The 15,141-nt window shown below is 64.0% G+C and carries 13 protein-coding genes and 1 tRNA gene; 7 read left to right on the forward strand and 7 right to left on the reverse strand.

All coding sequences use genetic code 11. The features are described from left to right. Positions 1-5: 5 nt before the first annotated feature. Positions 6-812, reverse strand: a complete 807-nt coding sequence (locus tag DCO57_RS16035; RefSeq protein ID WP_116699951.1) for an ABC transporter ATP-binding protein — start codon at positions 810-812, stop codon at positions 6-8. 96 nt (positions 813-908) lie between these two features. Beyond that, positions 909-1,919 (reverse strand): ABC transporter substrate-binding protein, encoded by a 1,011-nt coding sequence (locus DCO57_RS16040; RefSeq protein WP_116699920.1) that lies wholly within the window; start codon positions 1,917-1,919, stop codon positions 909-911. 351 nt (positions 1,920-2,270) lie between these two features. Here DCO57_RS16040 and DCO57_RS16045 point away from each other — a divergent pair, with 351 nt between their 5' ends. After that, on the forward strand, positions 2,271-2,657 hold the full coding sequence (locus tag DCO57_RS16045) for a RidA family protein (protein ID WP_116699921.1): 387 nt from the start codon (positions 2,271-2,273) through the stop codon (positions 2,655-2,657). Positions 2,658-2,717: 60 nt separating this feature from the next. Next, positions 2,718-3,518: a creatininase family protein gene (locus DCO57_RS16050; protein ID WP_116699922.1), complete on the forward strand. Its 801-nt coding sequence runs from the start codon at positions 2,718-2,720 to the stop codon at positions 3,516-3,518. 1,070 nt (positions 3,519-4,588) lie between these two features. Here the strand turns inward: DCO57_RS16050 and DCO57_RS16055 are convergent. From DCO57_RS16055 to DCO57_RS16065, 3 genes are all read right to left on the reverse strand, one after another. Beyond that, on the reverse strand, positions 4,589-5,800 hold the full coding sequence (locus DCO57_RS16055) for a biotin/lipoyl-binding protein (RefSeq protein ID WP_165814756.1): 1,212 nt from the start codon (positions 5,798-5,800) through the stop codon (positions 4,589-4,591). Next, positions 5,793-6,302 carry a hypothetical protein gene (locus DCO57_RS16060; RefSeq protein WP_116699924.1) on the reverse strand — a complete coding sequence of 170 codons (510 nt, stop codon included), beginning with the start codon at positions 6,300-6,302 and terminating at the stop codon, positions 5,793-5,795. The genes DCO57_RS16055 and DCO57_RS16060 overlap by 8 nt, the downstream gene beginning before the upstream one ends. Before the next feature lie 266 nt (positions 6,303-6,568). Beyond that, positions 6,569-6,655 (reverse strand) — tRNA-Leu (locus DCO57_RS16065). Between the two features lie 190 nt (positions 6,656-6,845). Between DCO57_RS16065 and DCO57_RS16070 the strand changes: the two genes are divergently transcribed. Continuing rightward, entirely contained in the window at positions 6,846-7,820 is a 975-nt protein-coding gene (locus DCO57_RS16070; protein WP_116699925.1) for a complex I NDUFA9 subunit family protein, read from the forward strand. 223 nt (positions 7,821-8,043) lie between these two features. Here the strand turns inward: DCO57_RS16070 and DCO57_RS16075 are convergent, their stop codons facing one another. After that, on the reverse strand, positions 8,044-8,280 hold the full coding sequence (locus DCO57_RS16075; protein ID WP_116699926.1) for a DUF1127 domain-containing protein: 237 nt from the start codon (positions 8,278-8,280) through the stop codon (positions 8,044-8,046). Between the two features lie 237 nt (positions 8,281-8,517). On the opposite strand from DCO57_RS16075, the gene DCO57_RS16080 reads away from it, so the two are divergent. After that, entirely contained in the window at positions 8,518-9,549 is a 1,032-nt protein-coding gene (locus tag DCO57_RS16080) for a WYL domain-containing protein (RefSeq protein WP_116699927.1), read from the forward strand. Between the two features lie 115 nt (positions 9,550-9,664). On the opposite strand, the gene DCO57_RS16085 is transcribed toward DCO57_RS16080, so the two are convergent. Further along, a complete protein-coding gene (locus DCO57_RS16085; RefSeq protein ID WP_116699928.1) occupies positions 9,665-10,471 on the reverse strand; it encodes an undecaprenyl-diphosphate phosphatase in 807 nt (268 codons plus the stop codon). Positions 10,472-10,849: 378 nt separating this feature from the next. On the opposite strand from DCO57_RS16085, the gene DCO57_RS16090 reads away from it, so the two are divergent. From DCO57_RS16090 to DCO57_RS16100, 3 genes are all read left to right on the forward strand, one after another. Beyond that, positions 10,850-11,542 carry a glutathione S-transferase family protein gene (locus DCO57_RS16090; protein WP_116699929.1) on the forward strand — a complete coding sequence of 231 codons (693 nt, stop codon included), beginning with the start codon at positions 10,850-10,852 and terminating at the stop codon, positions 11,540-11,542. A 72-nt stretch (positions 11,543-11,614) separates the two neighbouring features. After that, positions 11,615-12,760 (forward strand): tRNA epoxyqueuosine(34) reductase QueG, encoded by a 1,146-nt coding sequence (gene queG, locus DCO57_RS16095; RefSeq protein WP_116699930.1) that lies wholly within the window; start codon positions 11,615-11,617, stop codon positions 12,758-12,760. A gap of 153 nt (positions 12,761-12,913) precedes the next feature. Beyond that, the gene (locus DCO57_RS16100) at positions 12,914-15,082 is read left to right on the forward strand and encodes a hypothetical protein (RefSeq protein WP_208977983.1); all 2,169 of its coding nucleotides are present in this window, start codon (positions 12,914-12,916) and stop codon (positions 15,080-15,082) included. The last annotated feature ends 59 nt before the right edge of the window (positions 15,083-15,141 follow it).

Consider the following 15,141-nt stretch of genomic DNA (forward strand, 5'->3'; position numbering starts at 1 on the left):
GTGCATCACATGTGGTCTCCCGCGCCCATTGCCCCGTGCAGGGCCTGCGAAACCTCGCGGCAGAAACCGCTGTAGACGGTGGAGGTGCGGAAGCTCTCGTCGCGCGGATAGGGCGCGTCGATGGGCATGTCGTTGACCACCCGCCCGGGGCGGGCCGCCATGACGACGATGCGGTTCGACAGATAGACGGATTCGAACACCGAATGGGTGACGAAGACGACCGTCCAGCCGAAAGTCTCCCACAGGTGCAGCAGATCGTTGTTCAGCTTGAAGCGGGTGATCTCGTCGAGCGCCGCGAAAGGCTCGTCCATCAGCAGCAGCTTCGGCTTGGTGACCAGTGCCCGCGCGATGGAGACGCGCATCTTCATGCCGCCGGACAGTTCGCGCGGGTAGCTTTTGGCGAATTGCGCCAGGCCGACCATCTCCAGCGCTTCCATGACCCGGTCATGGGCGGCGCCCTTCGAGATGCCCTTGAGGCGCAGCGGCAGCCAGACATTGGCAAAGACAGTCGCCCAGGGCATCAGGGTCGGCTCCTGGAAAACGAAGGAGAGCTCGTGCTCCGAGCCGTCCGCCGTTTCCTGGGGCCATTCCACCCGCCCGGTGCTCGGCCCGGTGAGGCCGGTGACGATCCTGAGCGCCGTCGACTTGCCGCAGCCCGAGGGGCCGAGCAGGGAGACGAACTCCCCCTGACGGATATCCAGTGACATGTTGTTGAGTGCGACCGTGCCGTTCGAGAAGGTCTTGGAGATGCCCTTCAGGGACACGACCGCCTGGCTTGCCGCCGGATCATGCAGTTTCTTCGTTTGTACCATGGCCGTCATTCAGTGCGTTTCCGGGAATCGCATTACGGGGATCCGCAATCCGGCCATGGTCGCATGTCCTGCGGCCGACACGAAGCGGTTCCGAGCCTAGTTGCCTGTGAGTTTTTTCTTCAGGTCGATACCGACGCCCTTGTTCACGAATTCCAGCGTGTAGGACTTGGTGTAATCGACATCCGGGTTGACGACACCGGCCTTGACCATCTTTTCGAAGAAGGACTTGTTGCGCTCGTCCGTCATCGCGCCGATGCCCATGGTCAGCGAGTCGCCGCTGTCGACGATGCCGTATTCCTTGAGCTTTTCGATGGAGAAGGCCAGCTGGCCGTCGGACATGCCCGGATTGTCCTTCTTGATCATCTCAAGGGCCTTGGAATTGTCGCCATAGAGGAAGTTCACCCAGCCGATGGCCGACCCTTCCACGAAGCACTTGACCACTTCCGGCTTGGTCTCGACCAGCTCGGCGCGCGTTTCCACGGTGGTGGAATAGGTGTTGTAGCCGTAGTCGGCGATCAGGAAGATGTTCGGAGTGAAGCCGCCTTCGGTCTCGATAGCGTAAGGCTCCGACGTGACATAGCCCTGCTGGGCGATGCGCTTGTCGGCCAGGAACGGTGCGGAGTTGAAGGTGTAGGGACGGACCTGCTCGTCGGTGAAGCCGAATTCCGCCTTCATCCACTGGTAGAAGGAATTCAGTCCGCCCTTGCCGAGCAGCAGGTTGATGCCCTTGAGGCTGTCCCAGGTGTCCAGACCCTCACCCGGATGGGTCATCAGGATCTGCGGTTCCTTCTGGAAATGCGCGGCGACCACCAGGGTCGGGATGCCCTGCTCCACGGCGGAGAAGGCCTGCAGCATGTTGCCGCCCATCAGGAAGTCGATCTTGCCGGCCGGCAGCAGGATACGGTTGTTGGCCTGCGGGCCGCCGGGCTTGATTTCCACCTCGAGGCCGCAGGCCTCATAGGTGCCGTCCGCAACGGCCTGATAATAGCCGCCATGCTCGGCCTGGGCGACCCAGTTCGTACCGAAGGTGACCTTTTCCAGGGCATGGGCACTCGTGGATGCCACAAGCGCAACCGCCGTAATTCCGATTTTCCGTGAAAGTGTCATGTAACCGCCTTCCCCTATCTCGTCGTACACCGCGCAGGTCAGTCCGCCCGCAACGGGCCGAATGCTCTGCCGCTGTGCCTTGATAAGGCCCTGGGAGCGGAACAGGCAATAAAACGGGCCAGGTATGATCCTTCGGCCCGCCAGAATCTTCACCAGCGTCGCCGGGCGCCGCTAGCAGGGAAACAATTGCACAGGAGGAGGATCGTGTCAGCATAAAAAATAGACATGCTTGAAATTTTGGCAAACGCATTCAAAATACGCAGACGGGGAAATTGCCCGAACCGGAAGCGCGCGATAGGTTTGCCCGGAACACCCTGAGGCTAGCGCCCTTTCACGACAGGAATATGTACATTGACACGCGCCCACACACCCGGCGGTATTCGCCCTCCCTTCGCCCGCTACAGCCATGCCATCGAGGTTCCGCCGGGCCACCGGCTGCTCTTCGCCTCCGGCCAGCTGGGCATCGCGGCCGATGACACGGTCCCCGCGGACGCGGAAGGCCAGACGCGGCTGTGTTTCGACAATATCGCCGCCATCCTGAAGGACGCGGGCATGACCCTGGCCGACGTGGTGCGCATCAACGCCTATGTGAGCGGCCGCGCCCATCTTGCCGGCTACATGAAGGTGCGCGACAGTTACATTTCCGATCCGCCGCCGGCCTCCACGCTGATGATCGTCTCCGGTTTCGCGCGCGAGGAATTCGTCGTCGAGGTGGAGGTCATCGCCGCGGCCGAATGAGCCGCCCGTCCCCTCGCGCCTGCCCTCTGCCACCCCACCGATCACCCGAAGGACTTCCCGATGCTGCCGAAACCCTATTGGCATGAAATGACGACGACCGATTTTGCCGGCCCCGGCGTGGAAACCTGGATCGCGGTGCTGCCGGTCGCGGCCATCGAGCAGCACGGCCCCCATCTGCCGGTCGCCACCGATACGGCCATCGCCACCGGCCAGATCCGCCGCGTCGTGGAGCTGCTGCCGGAGGATCTTCCGGCAACCTTCCTGCCGGTGCAGGCGGTGGGCAAATCCAACGAACACATCTCCTCGCCCGGCACCCTGACCCTGACCTGGGAGACGGCCGTCAAGGCCTGGCTGGAAATCGGTGAGAGCGTGAGGCGCGCCGGCATCCGCAAGCTGGTGATCGTCAATTCCCACGGCGGCAACGTGCCCCTGATCGACATCGTCACGCGCGAATTGCGCGTCCGGCACGCCATGCTGGCCACGGGCACCGCCTGGGCCCGCTTTGGCCAACCCGAGGGCGTCTTTTCCGACGAGGAACTCACCTTCGGCATTCATGGCGGCGACGTCGAGACCTCGATCATGCTGCATCTCCACCCGGAGCTGGTGCGCATGGAGCAGGCCGCGGACTTCCGCTCCAACCAGCACGGCTTCGCGCAAGACTTCACCCACCTGCGCGCCCACGGCCCGCATCAGTTCGGCTGGAAGGCCCAGGACATCAACCCTGCCGGCGCCATCGGCAACGCCTCCCTGGCCACCGCCGACAAGGGCCGCCAGTCCCTGGACCACGCCGCCCGTGGCTTCATCGACCTGCTGAAGGATGTGAACGGCTTCGACATGGGGAGATTGTGGTCGGAGGGGTGAGGCTGGCGGGAGAGGACAACCGCGCCCAACGCCCCCTCTCTCCGCCTGCCGCGCTCGGCCATGACAGGCAACCGTTACCGATTCACATGGTCATCCCCGGCTTGACCGGGGTTCCAGTCCACCTCACCACTTGCCGCCGGACCGAGTGAGCCCCGCCCATCCCGGCAACCGCATTGCCTCAATCAAACGCTCTGCAAACGATTGGATCCCCGGTCGCGCTGCGCTTGCCGGGGATGACTGCCGGGGGCGGGGGAGGAGGCGTCGCTGTGCGTCCAGCCTGGCGATACCATGCAGCCTCTCGGTTCGCTCCCACTCTCCCCCCGAGGTGGTCATCCCCGGCTTGACCGGGGATCCAATCCACCTCACCACTTGCCGCAGGGCCGGAGAGTGCCCGAACGTGCCGCAACGCCGGTCTCCACATCCCCGTCTCTGGAAACCAATGGATCCCCGGTCGTGCTGCGCTTGCCGGGGATGACTGCCGGGGAGGAGGCGTCTCCGTGCCTCCAGCCTGGGCGATACCATGCAGCCTCTCGGTTTGCTCCCACTCTCCTCCCCCGAGGTGGTCATCCCCGGCTTGACCGGGGATCCAATCCACCTCACCGCTTGCCGCCGGGCCGAGTGTGCCCCTCTCATCCCGGCAACGGCATTGCCTCAATCAAACGCTCTGCAAACGATTGGATCCCCGGTCGCGCTGCGCTTGCCGGGGATGACCCACGAAGTGAGCGGCCGCGCCTCGTCATCCACTGCGCCCTCCGCTGAACTCAGCGCGCTCCTTTGCCGCGTGCCGTCCCTATGGATCGCGCCTCTTCGCATCTTCCGGGTGTCCGCGCCGTTTTCCTCCGGCAGACGCAAGCCCAGGCGTCGTCAATGGCCCTGGTCACCCCGGTGGTCATCCCCGGCTTGACCGGGAATCCAATCCACCTCACCAATTGCCGCCGGGCCGATTGAGTCCCGCCCATCCCGGCAACGGCATTGCCTCAATCAAACGCTCTGCAAACGATTGGATCCCGGTCGCGCCGCGCTCGCCGGGGATGACCCGCGTTGCCGGTCAGAACCACATGCCGCAGACCTCAGTCGCCTCCGCCCAGACCGGTTCCCACGAACAGCATCGCCCAGACCTTCATGCGCATGATGAGGGCCTTTTCCAGGGCCCATGCCTCGATGACACCTCCCATGAAGGTGCCGGCCAGAGATCCTGAAATGCGCGTCGTATAGACCTGCACCAGGCATCTGCTGCCTTCGATCAGCAATTTCTGCTGTTCGGGATATTCAAGTTTCACATGCACGACCAGGTCGCCGGTTCTCACCTGTTCCGATGGCTGCAGAAGGTAGCCCTTCGGGGCAATCTGGCCCGTGGAAATGACATCCTGGATGCGCGTGACCCGGGCGGCAAGCACCGTGTCTTTCATGCCGTTGTTGATGTTGCTCTCGCAGGCCACCTCGGCAGGCATGCCCACGTGCAGGACGGCGCTGTTGGTCTGGCTGAATCCGCCGATGATCTCCGGCGGGTCGTCGGCGGCCCGCTCGGGGACGATGACCATGGCAGGACTGGCGACGAATTGCCCGGCCCTGTCGCCCACATGCAGGGTGAGCTGTTCGATTCGTCCGGCCACGGACGAATGAACGCGGGTTTTATCCAGAGTGACCTGTGCCTCGTTCAGCCTTGCGCGGGCCTCCGTCAAGCGGGACGGCAAGACGCGATCCGCATTCAGCTGCAAGGTGGTCACATTGCTTTGCTGCGCGGCCACTTCCGCCGCCTGGGCCTCCTGGGCAGACTTCGCCCGCAGGTATTTGTCCAGCGAATAGGCAGGCGACTTCGTGTCCCGCAACTTTTCCTGGTTTTTCAAAGTCAGGTTTGCATCGCTCAGGACCGCCTTGGCTTCATCGAGCTGATGTTTGGCTTCCGTCACTTTCGCCTTGGCAACCTCGAGCTGGCTCTTCACCTCCTCGACCCCGGCCTGTGCGGAGGCGACGGCGGCTGTCTCGCTCGAATCCTCAACGGTGAACAGCAGATCCTCAGGCTTGACCGTCTGTCCGGCCCGTACAGCCACATGGGTGACCGTTCCCCCCTGCTCGGTCACGACGGGGACTATGCGGTAGGGGATAAGGGCGTCGCGGGTGTCCGGATGATAATATTCCACGGTGAAGATGAGCGCGATGAACAGCACGATCCAGACGAAGAGGGCACGGTGCACGTTGTAGAGGGTGACGGGCCGCTTGCGGAAGCGCAGATAGGCAATGCGCAGAAGCAGGGGGAAGCAGGTAATGAGCAGCTCAATCATTCGCCGGGCCCTCCGCCGCCAAAGCGTCATCGCCGCGGAGCGCCTGATTCGGGCTTTCCTCCGTCTGCCGCTCCGGTGCCGGACGCTCTTCCTTCCGGGGTTTATCCACCGTCTGCTTTTCGCTCTGGCGCTCTTCCGCAGGATGCTCCTCCGGCAAGCACTCCACCACCGGAGCCCTGGGCTTCATCCACAATGTGATATCGAGCGCCAGTGCCGCGACAATCAGGGTCAGGGGCAGAAGAAGACTGACGTCCGCAAGCGGTGGAATCAGGTCGTAGGCAAGACCAACGGTCAGCATAGTCGGGATGGTCGTTCGCAAGGGCGTGACCTCGCCCCGGCCAGCGGCGAATCTGTCGAAAACGGCGTAAAGATAGACAACCAGAAACAGGACCAGAAGCAGCGTAATCAAACCGGCGGTGGCAAAGCTGTCGCTCTGTCCCGGCGATGTCCAGGATGCTGGCGGCGGATCGAGCGTCGCGGCGACATTTCCGGTTTGACTCATGACGCCCCCCCTGCCTGGTCATGACCGGCACGCGGCCGGCCGAATGCGCGGCCCCTGCAATGCCGGGCCGCATGCGTATTCTTAAGATCCTTTAAATGCCATCAGGTGCGGGAATTCAACACAGAAAACCATTCACGGCTGCCCGGCGCCGAGCCCGTCAATCCTGACGTCTTTCCCCGGCTCCCAACCACAAACAAAAAAAGCCCCGGCGAACCGGAGCTTTTTTGAGTGTTTCGGACTTTGGCAGTCCGTCCGAAACCGGCGTTTGGTGCCCAGGAGAGGACTCGAACCTCCACGCCCTTGCGAGCACTAGCACCTGAAGCTAGCGCGTCTACCAATTCCGCCACCTGGGCTGTGAGGGGGGCTTGTAAGGGGGAGGTTGGGGGTTGTCAATCGGGGAATGCGACTTTTTTCGTTCTTTGACGCCAAGGACATGGCCAGCCCTTCACACACCGGGCACAAAGGGCTAAGAGACTGTGGAAGACCCGGGAAAATCCCGGGGCATGACCGTTCCTTATTCGACGCGACAGAAGGCATTTCAGGATGTCCACTTCCCTTAACGGCAAACTCGTCACGGTTTTCGGCGGCTCCGGCTTTCTCGGCCGCCATATCGTCCAGGCCCTCGCCAAGCGCGGCTACCGCGTGCGCGCCGCCGTCCGGCGGCCGGATCTGGCGACGCACCTGCAACCGCTCGGCATGCCGGGACAGATCATGCCTGTGCAGGCGAATCTGCGCTACCGCTGGTCGGTCGACCGGGCGGTCATCGGCGCCGACGCGGTGGTCAACGCGGTCGGCATCCTGGCCCCCAGCGGCAAGCAGAGCTTCGACGCGGTGCAGGCCTTCGGACCCCGCGCCATTGCCGAGGCCGCCCGCGCGGCGGGGCTTTCCGGCATCACGCATATCTCCGCCATCGGCGCGGATGCGGACAGTTCGTCGGCCTATGCCCGCTCCAAGGCGGTCGGCGAGGCGGGTGTTCTGGAAACCCTGCCCGGCAGCATCGTCATGCGCCCGTCGGTCGTATTCGGTCCGGAAGACAGTTTCTTCAACAAGTTCGCAAGCATGGCGCGCTTTTCGCCGGTGCTGCCGCTGATCGGCGGCGGCGAGACGAAGTTCCAGCCGGTCTATGTGTGCGACGTGGCCGAGGCGGTTGCGCACGCTGTCGACGGGGAACTGACGCCCGGCACGGTCCATGAACTCGGCGGGCCGGAGGTCAAGAGCTTCCGCGCGTGCCTTGAGGACATGCTGGAAGTCACCCGCCGCAACCGCATTCTGCTGCCGATCCCCTTCCCGGTCGCCTCCGCCATCGGCAAGGTGTTGCAGATGTTCCCGATGGCGCCGTTTACCGCCGACCAGGTGGAGCTGCTGAAATCCGACAATATCGTCTCCGAAGCAGCAAGGGTGGACGGGCGCACCCTGGAAGGCATGGGTATCGCCCCGGCGACCCTGGCCGCCATTCTGCCGACCTATCTGGAGCACTACCGCGAACACGGCCAGTACGACGCCCATCGCACCGCCTGACGCGCGGCGCATGGCATTGCGACTCTCGCCCCAGCCGGACCTGATCCGGGACCGGCGCCGCGAGCCGAATGCAGCCCCTGCGTGGCTCCGGCTCGGGGGCCGGGGTGGAGCGGCGCAGCTGGAGGGACGGTACTGTGTGCCGGTCACGTTCAACTCTCGTTGTCCTTCGCCGTCCCGGACGTGATCCGGAACCTTTGCGCGCTCAGGAGACATCGCCCCCCGGTCACCTGTCCCAGTAATCGGCACCGAACCGGTCGTGATGCAGCTCGCGGTAGCCGAACTCCGTGCGGACCAGGCCGATGTCCCTCAGGTCATCCTCCGTCAGGTGAGACAGAGCCCTGGCAGTGGCCCTGCGGCGGAAATAGCGCCGCAGTTCAGCGGCCAATACACCAAGGGCAGACACCAGCAGACTGCGGCTGCGCGCGCGGCGGCGGAATACAGTTTCGATCTCAATGCTCATCTCACTTCTCCCGGAGCAATCCGGCCCGACCCGGAGGCTCTCACTTGTTCATTCCGGCCGACGCATCCGCCTTCACGGAAACCCGATGAAGACGGGCACCGCAGGGGCGGCCCGGTCCCGGTTTCCAGGGACAAAAGAACAATGACAGGGCAATCCTGACAGCAGGGAGTCAGGTTTGATCTCGTTATGTTCCCGGGATAAGCTTTTTTTCGAGATTCTTTCCCGTGGGGCCATCCGATGAACCCGATTGAACGCGCGCTCGGCATCCTGCTGCTTCTGACAGGCGGCAAACTCATTCCGGCGACGGTGCTGGCGGAGCGCTTCCAGGTGTCGCTGCGCACCATCTACCGCGACATCGACCGGCTGATCGCCCTCGGGGTTCCCGTGGACGCGGAACGGGGCGCGGAAGGGGGCTACAGGCTGGCCAGCGGCTACCTGCAGCCGCCCGTCGCCCTGACCCGCAACGAGACCGCGGCACTGCTGGCCGCCATGGCCATGGTGCGGGCCAGCCGGATGGTGCCGCTGGCGGCGGATCTGGCCGCGGCGGAACGCAAGCTGCTCGCCTCCCTGCCGAAAAGCGTTCACGGGCTGTTCAAGGATGCCGAGCGGATTGTCGGCATCGAGCCGATCCCGGCGGACATCTTCCATTCCGGCACCAAGGCGGAGCCGAGCGGGGACTGGCAGAAGGGGCTGGACGGCTTCATGACCGGCATCCTGGACGGCAAGCGCGTGCGCTTCGAGCATGTGAACCCGTCGCGCAAGACCGTGAAGGCCCATGACGTGGAACCGCGCGGGGTGATGTTCGACCGGGATCACTGGTATCTGGCCGGGCGCTGCGTGGACACGGATATCGTCAAGGTCTACCGGGCCGACCGGGTGCGCGGCCTTGAAATCAGCGGCCTGTTCTTCCGGCCTGACAAGGATTTTTCCATCCAGAGCCTGCTTGGCGGGACCTGGCTTTCGCGGGCCATGCGCCGCTGGGAACAGGAAGAGGAGATCGCCAGGATCCTGATCACGGCCCGCCAGGCGCAGAAACTCGGCGCCGACTGGTATTACCGTCACGCGGTGTTCACCCCGGCTGAGGACGGCAGGGTCCTGATCAGCATTCCCTCCACGGAACGGGCGCGCATCCTGCCGCTGGTCCGTTGGCTCGGCCCGGGTGCGGAACTGATCGGACCGGACGGGTTGCGGCAGGCTCTGGCGCGGGAACTGGTGGAACTGACGGCGCTTTACGGCGGCGGCGGGCCGCCGCTGGAGCGGTCGGCATGAGGTCAACGCGTCAGAGTTGATATGCGCGCTGATCCGCAAACCTGCGCATCTGCATGAGCAAACGAGCTCATTATATAGGAATGGTGCGGCACATGCGGGCCGCCGGCCAACGCGCTCAGCCGAAAAAATACAGCCCGGCGAAGCCGGCAAGGCCGACGAAGATGCGCCACCAGGCAAACGGCGCAAAGCCGTGCCGGGAGACGAAGTCGAGCAGTCCCTTGACGACGAAGACGGCGGCCACGAAGGACGCGACGAAGCCGATGGCGATGATCATCGCGTCGTTCATCGACAGCACGTTGCGGTTCTTGAACAGATCGTAGGCGAAGGCGCCCGCCATGGTGGGCATGGCCAGAAAGAACGAGAATTCCGCCGCCGAGCGCTTGTCGGTTCCCATCAGGAGCGCCCCGGCAATGGTCGCACCGGAGCGCGAGACGCCCGGCACCATGGCAAGACACTGGAAGAAGCCGATCGTCAGGCACAGAGACAGCGGGTAGTCCATGACGTTGGTGTAGCGCGGCTTCAGGGGCAGCCGGTCGATCCACAGAAGAATGATGCCGCCGATCAGCAGGGTGGAACAGATCAGCGCCGGGCTTTCGAACAGGACTTCCTTGATGAAACCATGCGCCAGCACGCCAATCACCGCGGCGGGCAGAAAGGCAAGCAGGATGCCGGCGACGAAGCGGCGGCTGGTGGGATCGCTCGGCAGGGTGATGAACAGGGACCAAAGCCGGCCGAAATACACCGACAGGATCGCCAGAATCGCGCCGAGCTGGATCAGCACCTCGAAGGTCTTGCCCGTGCTTTCGAACCCCAGAAAATGACCCAGCAGCAGGATATGGCCGGTGGAAGAAACCGGGATGAACTCGGTCAGCCCTTCGACAATCCCCAGAATAAGAGCGTGTACAATCGTCTGACCGTCCATTGTGTATCGATTCTCCAAACGGCTTGATGAAATGCCCTCCGGTCCGCTATGCCTCGCGAATCCGGATGGCGCCTATTTGACGGTGCAATCGCGGGCCGTCAAACCCTTGATAACCATATGTGAGTCAAACTCACCAATAATACGTTGTTCCCATCCGGCGAATGACCGGGTTTCACAGGCAGGACTGCAATGGCGCCGACCAGCGCGAAAGAAAGCCGCGAGACATGTGCGGCACGGGTCTATCGTGGGGCCGCCCGCCCTGTGATGACAGGCGAGGCCCGCAGGCGTTTTCCCGCACGCCGCGGCTGCGGCCCCATTGCGGCCAGATTAATGCCCGGCCACCCTAGTCTCGCCACAGTTCAGGCTCTAAACCCCTAAATGCTCACGCTTTACCATCATCCTTTCTCGCCGTCGTCCCGGTTCGTGCGACTCATCCTGAGTGAATACGGAGCGGCGTTCGAGGAGCATCACGTCAATCCGTGGGAGCGCACCCAGCAGCTCCTGATGCTGAATGCGGCCGGCACGGTTCCCGTCATGGTGGAAAACGAAGGTCCGGCGATCTGCGGTCCGGGCCCGATCATGGAATATCTCGACGAGACCCGCGGCTATGCGGTCGCCGACAAGCGGCTGATGCCCGATCACCCGGACGCCCGTGCGGAAACGCGGCGGCTGGTGGAGTGGAGCCTCACGAAGTTCGATCAGGAAGTGGTCGGCCACCTGGTGCGCGAGCGCATCTACAAGCAGATCATGCCGAAATCCGTCGGCGGCGGCGAACCGGATTCCGCCGCGCTCCGGGTCGCCCGGGCCAACATTCACCATCACCTGAAATATTTCGCCTATCTCGTCGCCGCCCGCCGCTGGCTGGCCGGGGATCGGCTGTCCTTCGCCGATTTCGCCCTCGCCGCCTGCCTGTCCTGCGCCGATTATCTGGGGGAAGTGTCCTGGAGTGACGAGGAAGACATCAGAAGCTGGTACGCCCGGGTAAAATCCCGCCCCAGCATGCGTCCCCTGCTGGGCGAGAAGGTGCTGGGCATGCCGCCCTCCCCCACCTACGCCGATCTGGATTTTTAGGCCGACCGGCCCTAGGGTCGGCAGAGGACCGGGCAAACCGCCCCTTCGCCCCAACATGCGCAGCAGTCAGTCTTGGACAAAAAAACCAGCACCCTTCTGACCGCCTTTGCCGAGAGGGCATCCGGCCTCGGCTTCGACGGCGTCCGGGTCGCGCCGGCCGACGCCATCCCGGAGGCCGGGGACCGTCTGCGCCGCTATCTGGACAACGGCTTCCATGGCACCATGGCCTGGATGGCGGAAACCGCCGACCGGCGCAGCGCACCGGCGCGCCTGTGGCCGGAGGTGAAATCGGTCATCATGCTGGCCATGACCTACGGGCCGGACGACGCTCCGGAAAACCATCCGCTCGCCCATCTTCAGGACCGGAGCACCGGCGGCATTTCGGTCTATGCCCGCAACCGGGATTATCACGACGTGGTCAAGGGACGCCTGAAGGAACTTGCGAGTTTCCTGGTGTCACGGGCCGGCGGCGACGTGAAGGTCTTCGTCGACACCGCCCCGGTGATGGAAAAGCCGCTCGGGCAGGCCGCCGGGCTCGGCTGGCAGGGCAAGCACACCAATCTGGTCTCGCGGCAACTGGGCTCCTGGTTCTTTCTCGGCGCGATTTTCACCACGCTCGACCTGCCGGCCAGCGGCGCGGAAAAGGACCATTGCGGCTCGTGCCGGGCCTGTCTCGACAGCTGCCCGACGGACGCCTTTCCCGCGCCCTATCAGCTCGACGCCCGCCGCTGCATTTCCTATCTCACCATCGAGCACCCAGGCCCGATACCGGCGGAATTCCGCGAGGCGATCGGCAACAGGATTTACGGCTGCGACGACTGCCTTGCCGCCTGCCCGTGGAACAAGTTCGCCTCCGCCGCGCGCGAAGCCAAGCTGATTGCCCGGGAAGATCTGAAAAACCCGCGGCTGGAGGATCTGCTGGTTCTGGACGACGCCGCCTTCCGCAGGCTTTTCTCCGGCTCGCCGGTCAAGCGCATCGGGCGCGGCCGGTTCCTGCGCAACGTTCTGATCGCGGCCGGCAATTCCGGGCAACCCGCCCTTGCGGACAGGATCCGGCCCCTGCTGAAGGATGCCGATCCGGTGGTCAGGGGCGCGGCGGTGTGGGCCTTCCGCCGGCTGGTCCCCGACCATTCCGTCCTTGCGCTCAAGGCGGCGGAAGTCGCCGGGGAAACCGATGAATCGGTCCGCCGGGAATGGCTGGCGCCACACCCCCACTGAGGGCTGAAACATCGTGGCGGCAGCAGTGCAGAGCGAGTCGACGTTGTCATGAGAATGGGCCATAGTCATCGAATGGCCGAAAACGCCCCCCTTAATCGGGCGCGGCCGCGACGCATCCGGCCGTTTCCGACGATCCTTTCTGGAGCCACAACATTGTTTTCTCTGCCTGAATCCTCTTCCCGGCCCAAGCCGGCGATTGCGTCTGTCCGGTTTCCCGCCCTGTGCGGCGCGCTGGTCCTGGCTTCCGGAGCCGCCTTCGCGCAGGACACGGGGACCGCAGCGTTCGACGCCTATGTCAAAGGCCTTCAAAAGCTTGGCGTGGAGATCGAAACCGGTGCTGTCGACTATGACGAGGGCAGTGACACCCTGACCGTCACACGGCCGGAATTCATCTTCAGCGGGATCATCGAGGGCCTTCCGCCCAGGGAAACGGACATCTCCGGACAGGACGGGGCGACGGAAGCCGTTCCCGCGCAACCTCGGGATCTGGCCTATGCCATTTCCCTGTCCAGCGGCTCCCTCACCATAACCGGACTGCTGCACGAGGATGGCGAATTCGAGACCGGCAGCTGGACACAGTCCGATGACACGAAACTTCTGGTGACAGGATCGATCGAGAACGAGGGCCGCCTGAAGATCGAAGGCAGGCTGGCGGGTATCTCCGCCTCCGGTTACAGCTTCACCCAGCCGCAAATTCCGGCGGCCGACCCGGATCATCCGGTCAGCCGCTGGATCCCCTTCCTGCAGGCTCTCTTTCTGACGTCCTTTGACGAGGTCCGCACCGACAGCGCGGGGCTGACCCTGGAGGGGCATGCGAGCGACAACGGCGAGGAGAAGCTGGTCTTTTCCGGTACAATCGAGCTGGACGGCTATCGCATGGCGAATTCGGAGGACGGGCGGATCGGGGAATATTCGGTCGATCTCCTGACCCAGGACCTGCGCACGCTCGATGCGGCCACGGGCCGGATGCAGCGCCAGACGACGCGGCAGGGCAAGACCGTCTATCAGGATATCGATATCGGCATCCTCATCGACCTGTTCGATCCGGACATCCCGGTGACGGGTGAGAAACAGACCCTCATCGGCTCCGGCTCCATGGTCGATTACGAAAGTACGCAGGAACTGCCCGGCGGCACGGCGCTCAAGGCCTCTGTCGAGAGCGGATCGATCCGGGACATCACGGTCGTCAAGCAGGAGAACAGCCTGCTGCGGATGATCGACGGGCTGCTGAACAAGAAGGTTCCCGCTCCGGAAGAGATCATCGCCGGCATCTTTCAGTTCTACCGCTCCTTTGCCGTCGCCGATGCGAGAATCAGCGGAATTGCCGTCAATGTTCCCGCCCCCACTTCGGATCGCAGCGTCGATCTTGCCATCCGGGAAATGGCCATGACCGACATCAGTTCCGAAGGGATCGGCGAGATGCTGGTTGTCGGCCTCGATGTGCCGGAGTTCGGGGAAGGCGGCTCGGTGAAGCTCGACTGGGCGGCGATCGGCGATATCGAGTTTGCCGACTTCCCCCCCATGCGGGCCATGATCGCCACGCTGATGGCCGATCCGGAGTTCGGCGAAGGCAATCCGCTCGAGGTGGCCCGCGCCTTTCTGCCACGCTCCTTCGGCTACGAGGTCGAAGGGCTGGAGGTGAATGCGCCGGACATCGGCCGGACCCTGATCGGCAAGGCGGAGATGGCCCTGTCCACCTCCGTTCCTCCCGTGCCCACCAGCGTCTATGTCAAGAATGACGGCATTCAGGTGCCCGTCGGCACCATCGAGGACGCTGACGCCAGGGCGCTTCTTCAGGCGCTCGGCCTGGAGACGCTCGAGTGGTCGGACGAGACGCGCCTTTACTGGGACGAGGCGACGCTGGAGCTGCGTCTGGAGCGCCTCATGCTGGACCTCAAGGGGCTGGGCAGGGCCGAAGCCTCCGCGCGGTTCGCCAATGTGCCCAAGACCCTGTTCGAGGATCCCGAAGGCCAGGGACAGATGGCGGCCATCGTCGCGCAATTCGTCGATGCGTCCGTGGTCTACACGGATGACGGACTGACCACCAAGGGGCTTGCCCATGTCGCCGGCCAGCAGGGTATCCCGGAAAATGTCTTCCGCGAGGCGCTGGTGGCCCAGGCCGCCGGAGCGACAGCGATGATCGGCAACGAGGCCTTCACGCAGATGGTCAGCGAGGCAGCCTCGACGTTCCTGGAAAACCCGAAGGAATTCAGGGTGACACTGAAGCCGGAAAAGCCGGTGCCGATGACACAGATCCTCGGCAGCATGGCAACGCCCCAGCTGCTGCCGGATCTTCTCAATGTGAAGATCGAGGCGAACTGACGGGAAGGCCCGGGCAAGGGTCCGGGCGCCTGACACCGGTTTCCCGGCATTGCGCTCCG

The organism is Labrenzia sp. 011 (genome assembly GCF_003075075.1).
Lineage (GTDB): Bacteria > Pseudomonadota > Alphaproteobacteria > Rhizobiales > Stappiaceae > Roseibium.

Excerpts from the sequence above, each read along its gene's own strand:
- DCO57_RS16070 (WP_116699925.1), top strand. The coding sequence starts at position 6,846 with ATGTCCACTTCCCTTAACGGCAAACTCGTCACGGTTTTCGGCGGCTCC.
- DCO57_RS16055 (WP_165814756.1), bottom strand. The coding sequence starts at position 5,800 with ATGATTGAGCTGCTCATTACCTGCTTCCCCCTGCTTCTGCGCATTGCC.
- DCO57_RS16080 (WP_116699927.1), top strand. The coding sequence starts at position 8,518 with ATGAACCCGATTGAACGCGCGCTCGGCATCCTGCTGCTTCTGACAGGC.
- DCO57_RS16040 (WP_116699920.1), bottom strand. The coding sequence starts at position 1,919 with ATGACACTTTCACGGAAAATCGGAATTACGGCGGTTGCGCTTGTGGCA.
- DCO57_RS16035 (WP_116699951.1), bottom strand. The coding sequence starts at position 812 with ATGGTACAAACGAAGAAACTGCATGATCCGGCGGCAAGCCAGGCGGTC.
- DCO57_RS16060 (WP_116699924.1), bottom strand. The coding sequence starts at position 6,302 with ATGAGTCAAACCGGAAATGTCGCCGCGACGCTCGATCCGCCGCCAGCA.
- DCO57_RS16085 (WP_116699928.1), bottom strand. The coding sequence starts at position 10,471 with ATGGACGGTCAGACGATTGTACACGCTCTTATTCTGGGGATTGTCGAA.
- DCO57_RS16075 (WP_116699926.1), bottom strand. The coding sequence starts at position 8,280 with ATGAGCATTGAGATCGAAACTGTATTCCGCCGCCGCGCGCGCAGCCGC.
- DCO57_RS16090 (WP_116699929.1), top strand. The coding sequence starts at position 10,850 with ATGCTCACGCTTTACCATCATCCTTTCTCGCCGTCGTCCCGGTTCGTG.
- DCO57_RS16050 (WP_116699922.1), top strand. The coding sequence starts at position 2,718 with ATGCTGCCGAAACCCTATTGGCATGAAATGACGACGACCGATTTTGCC.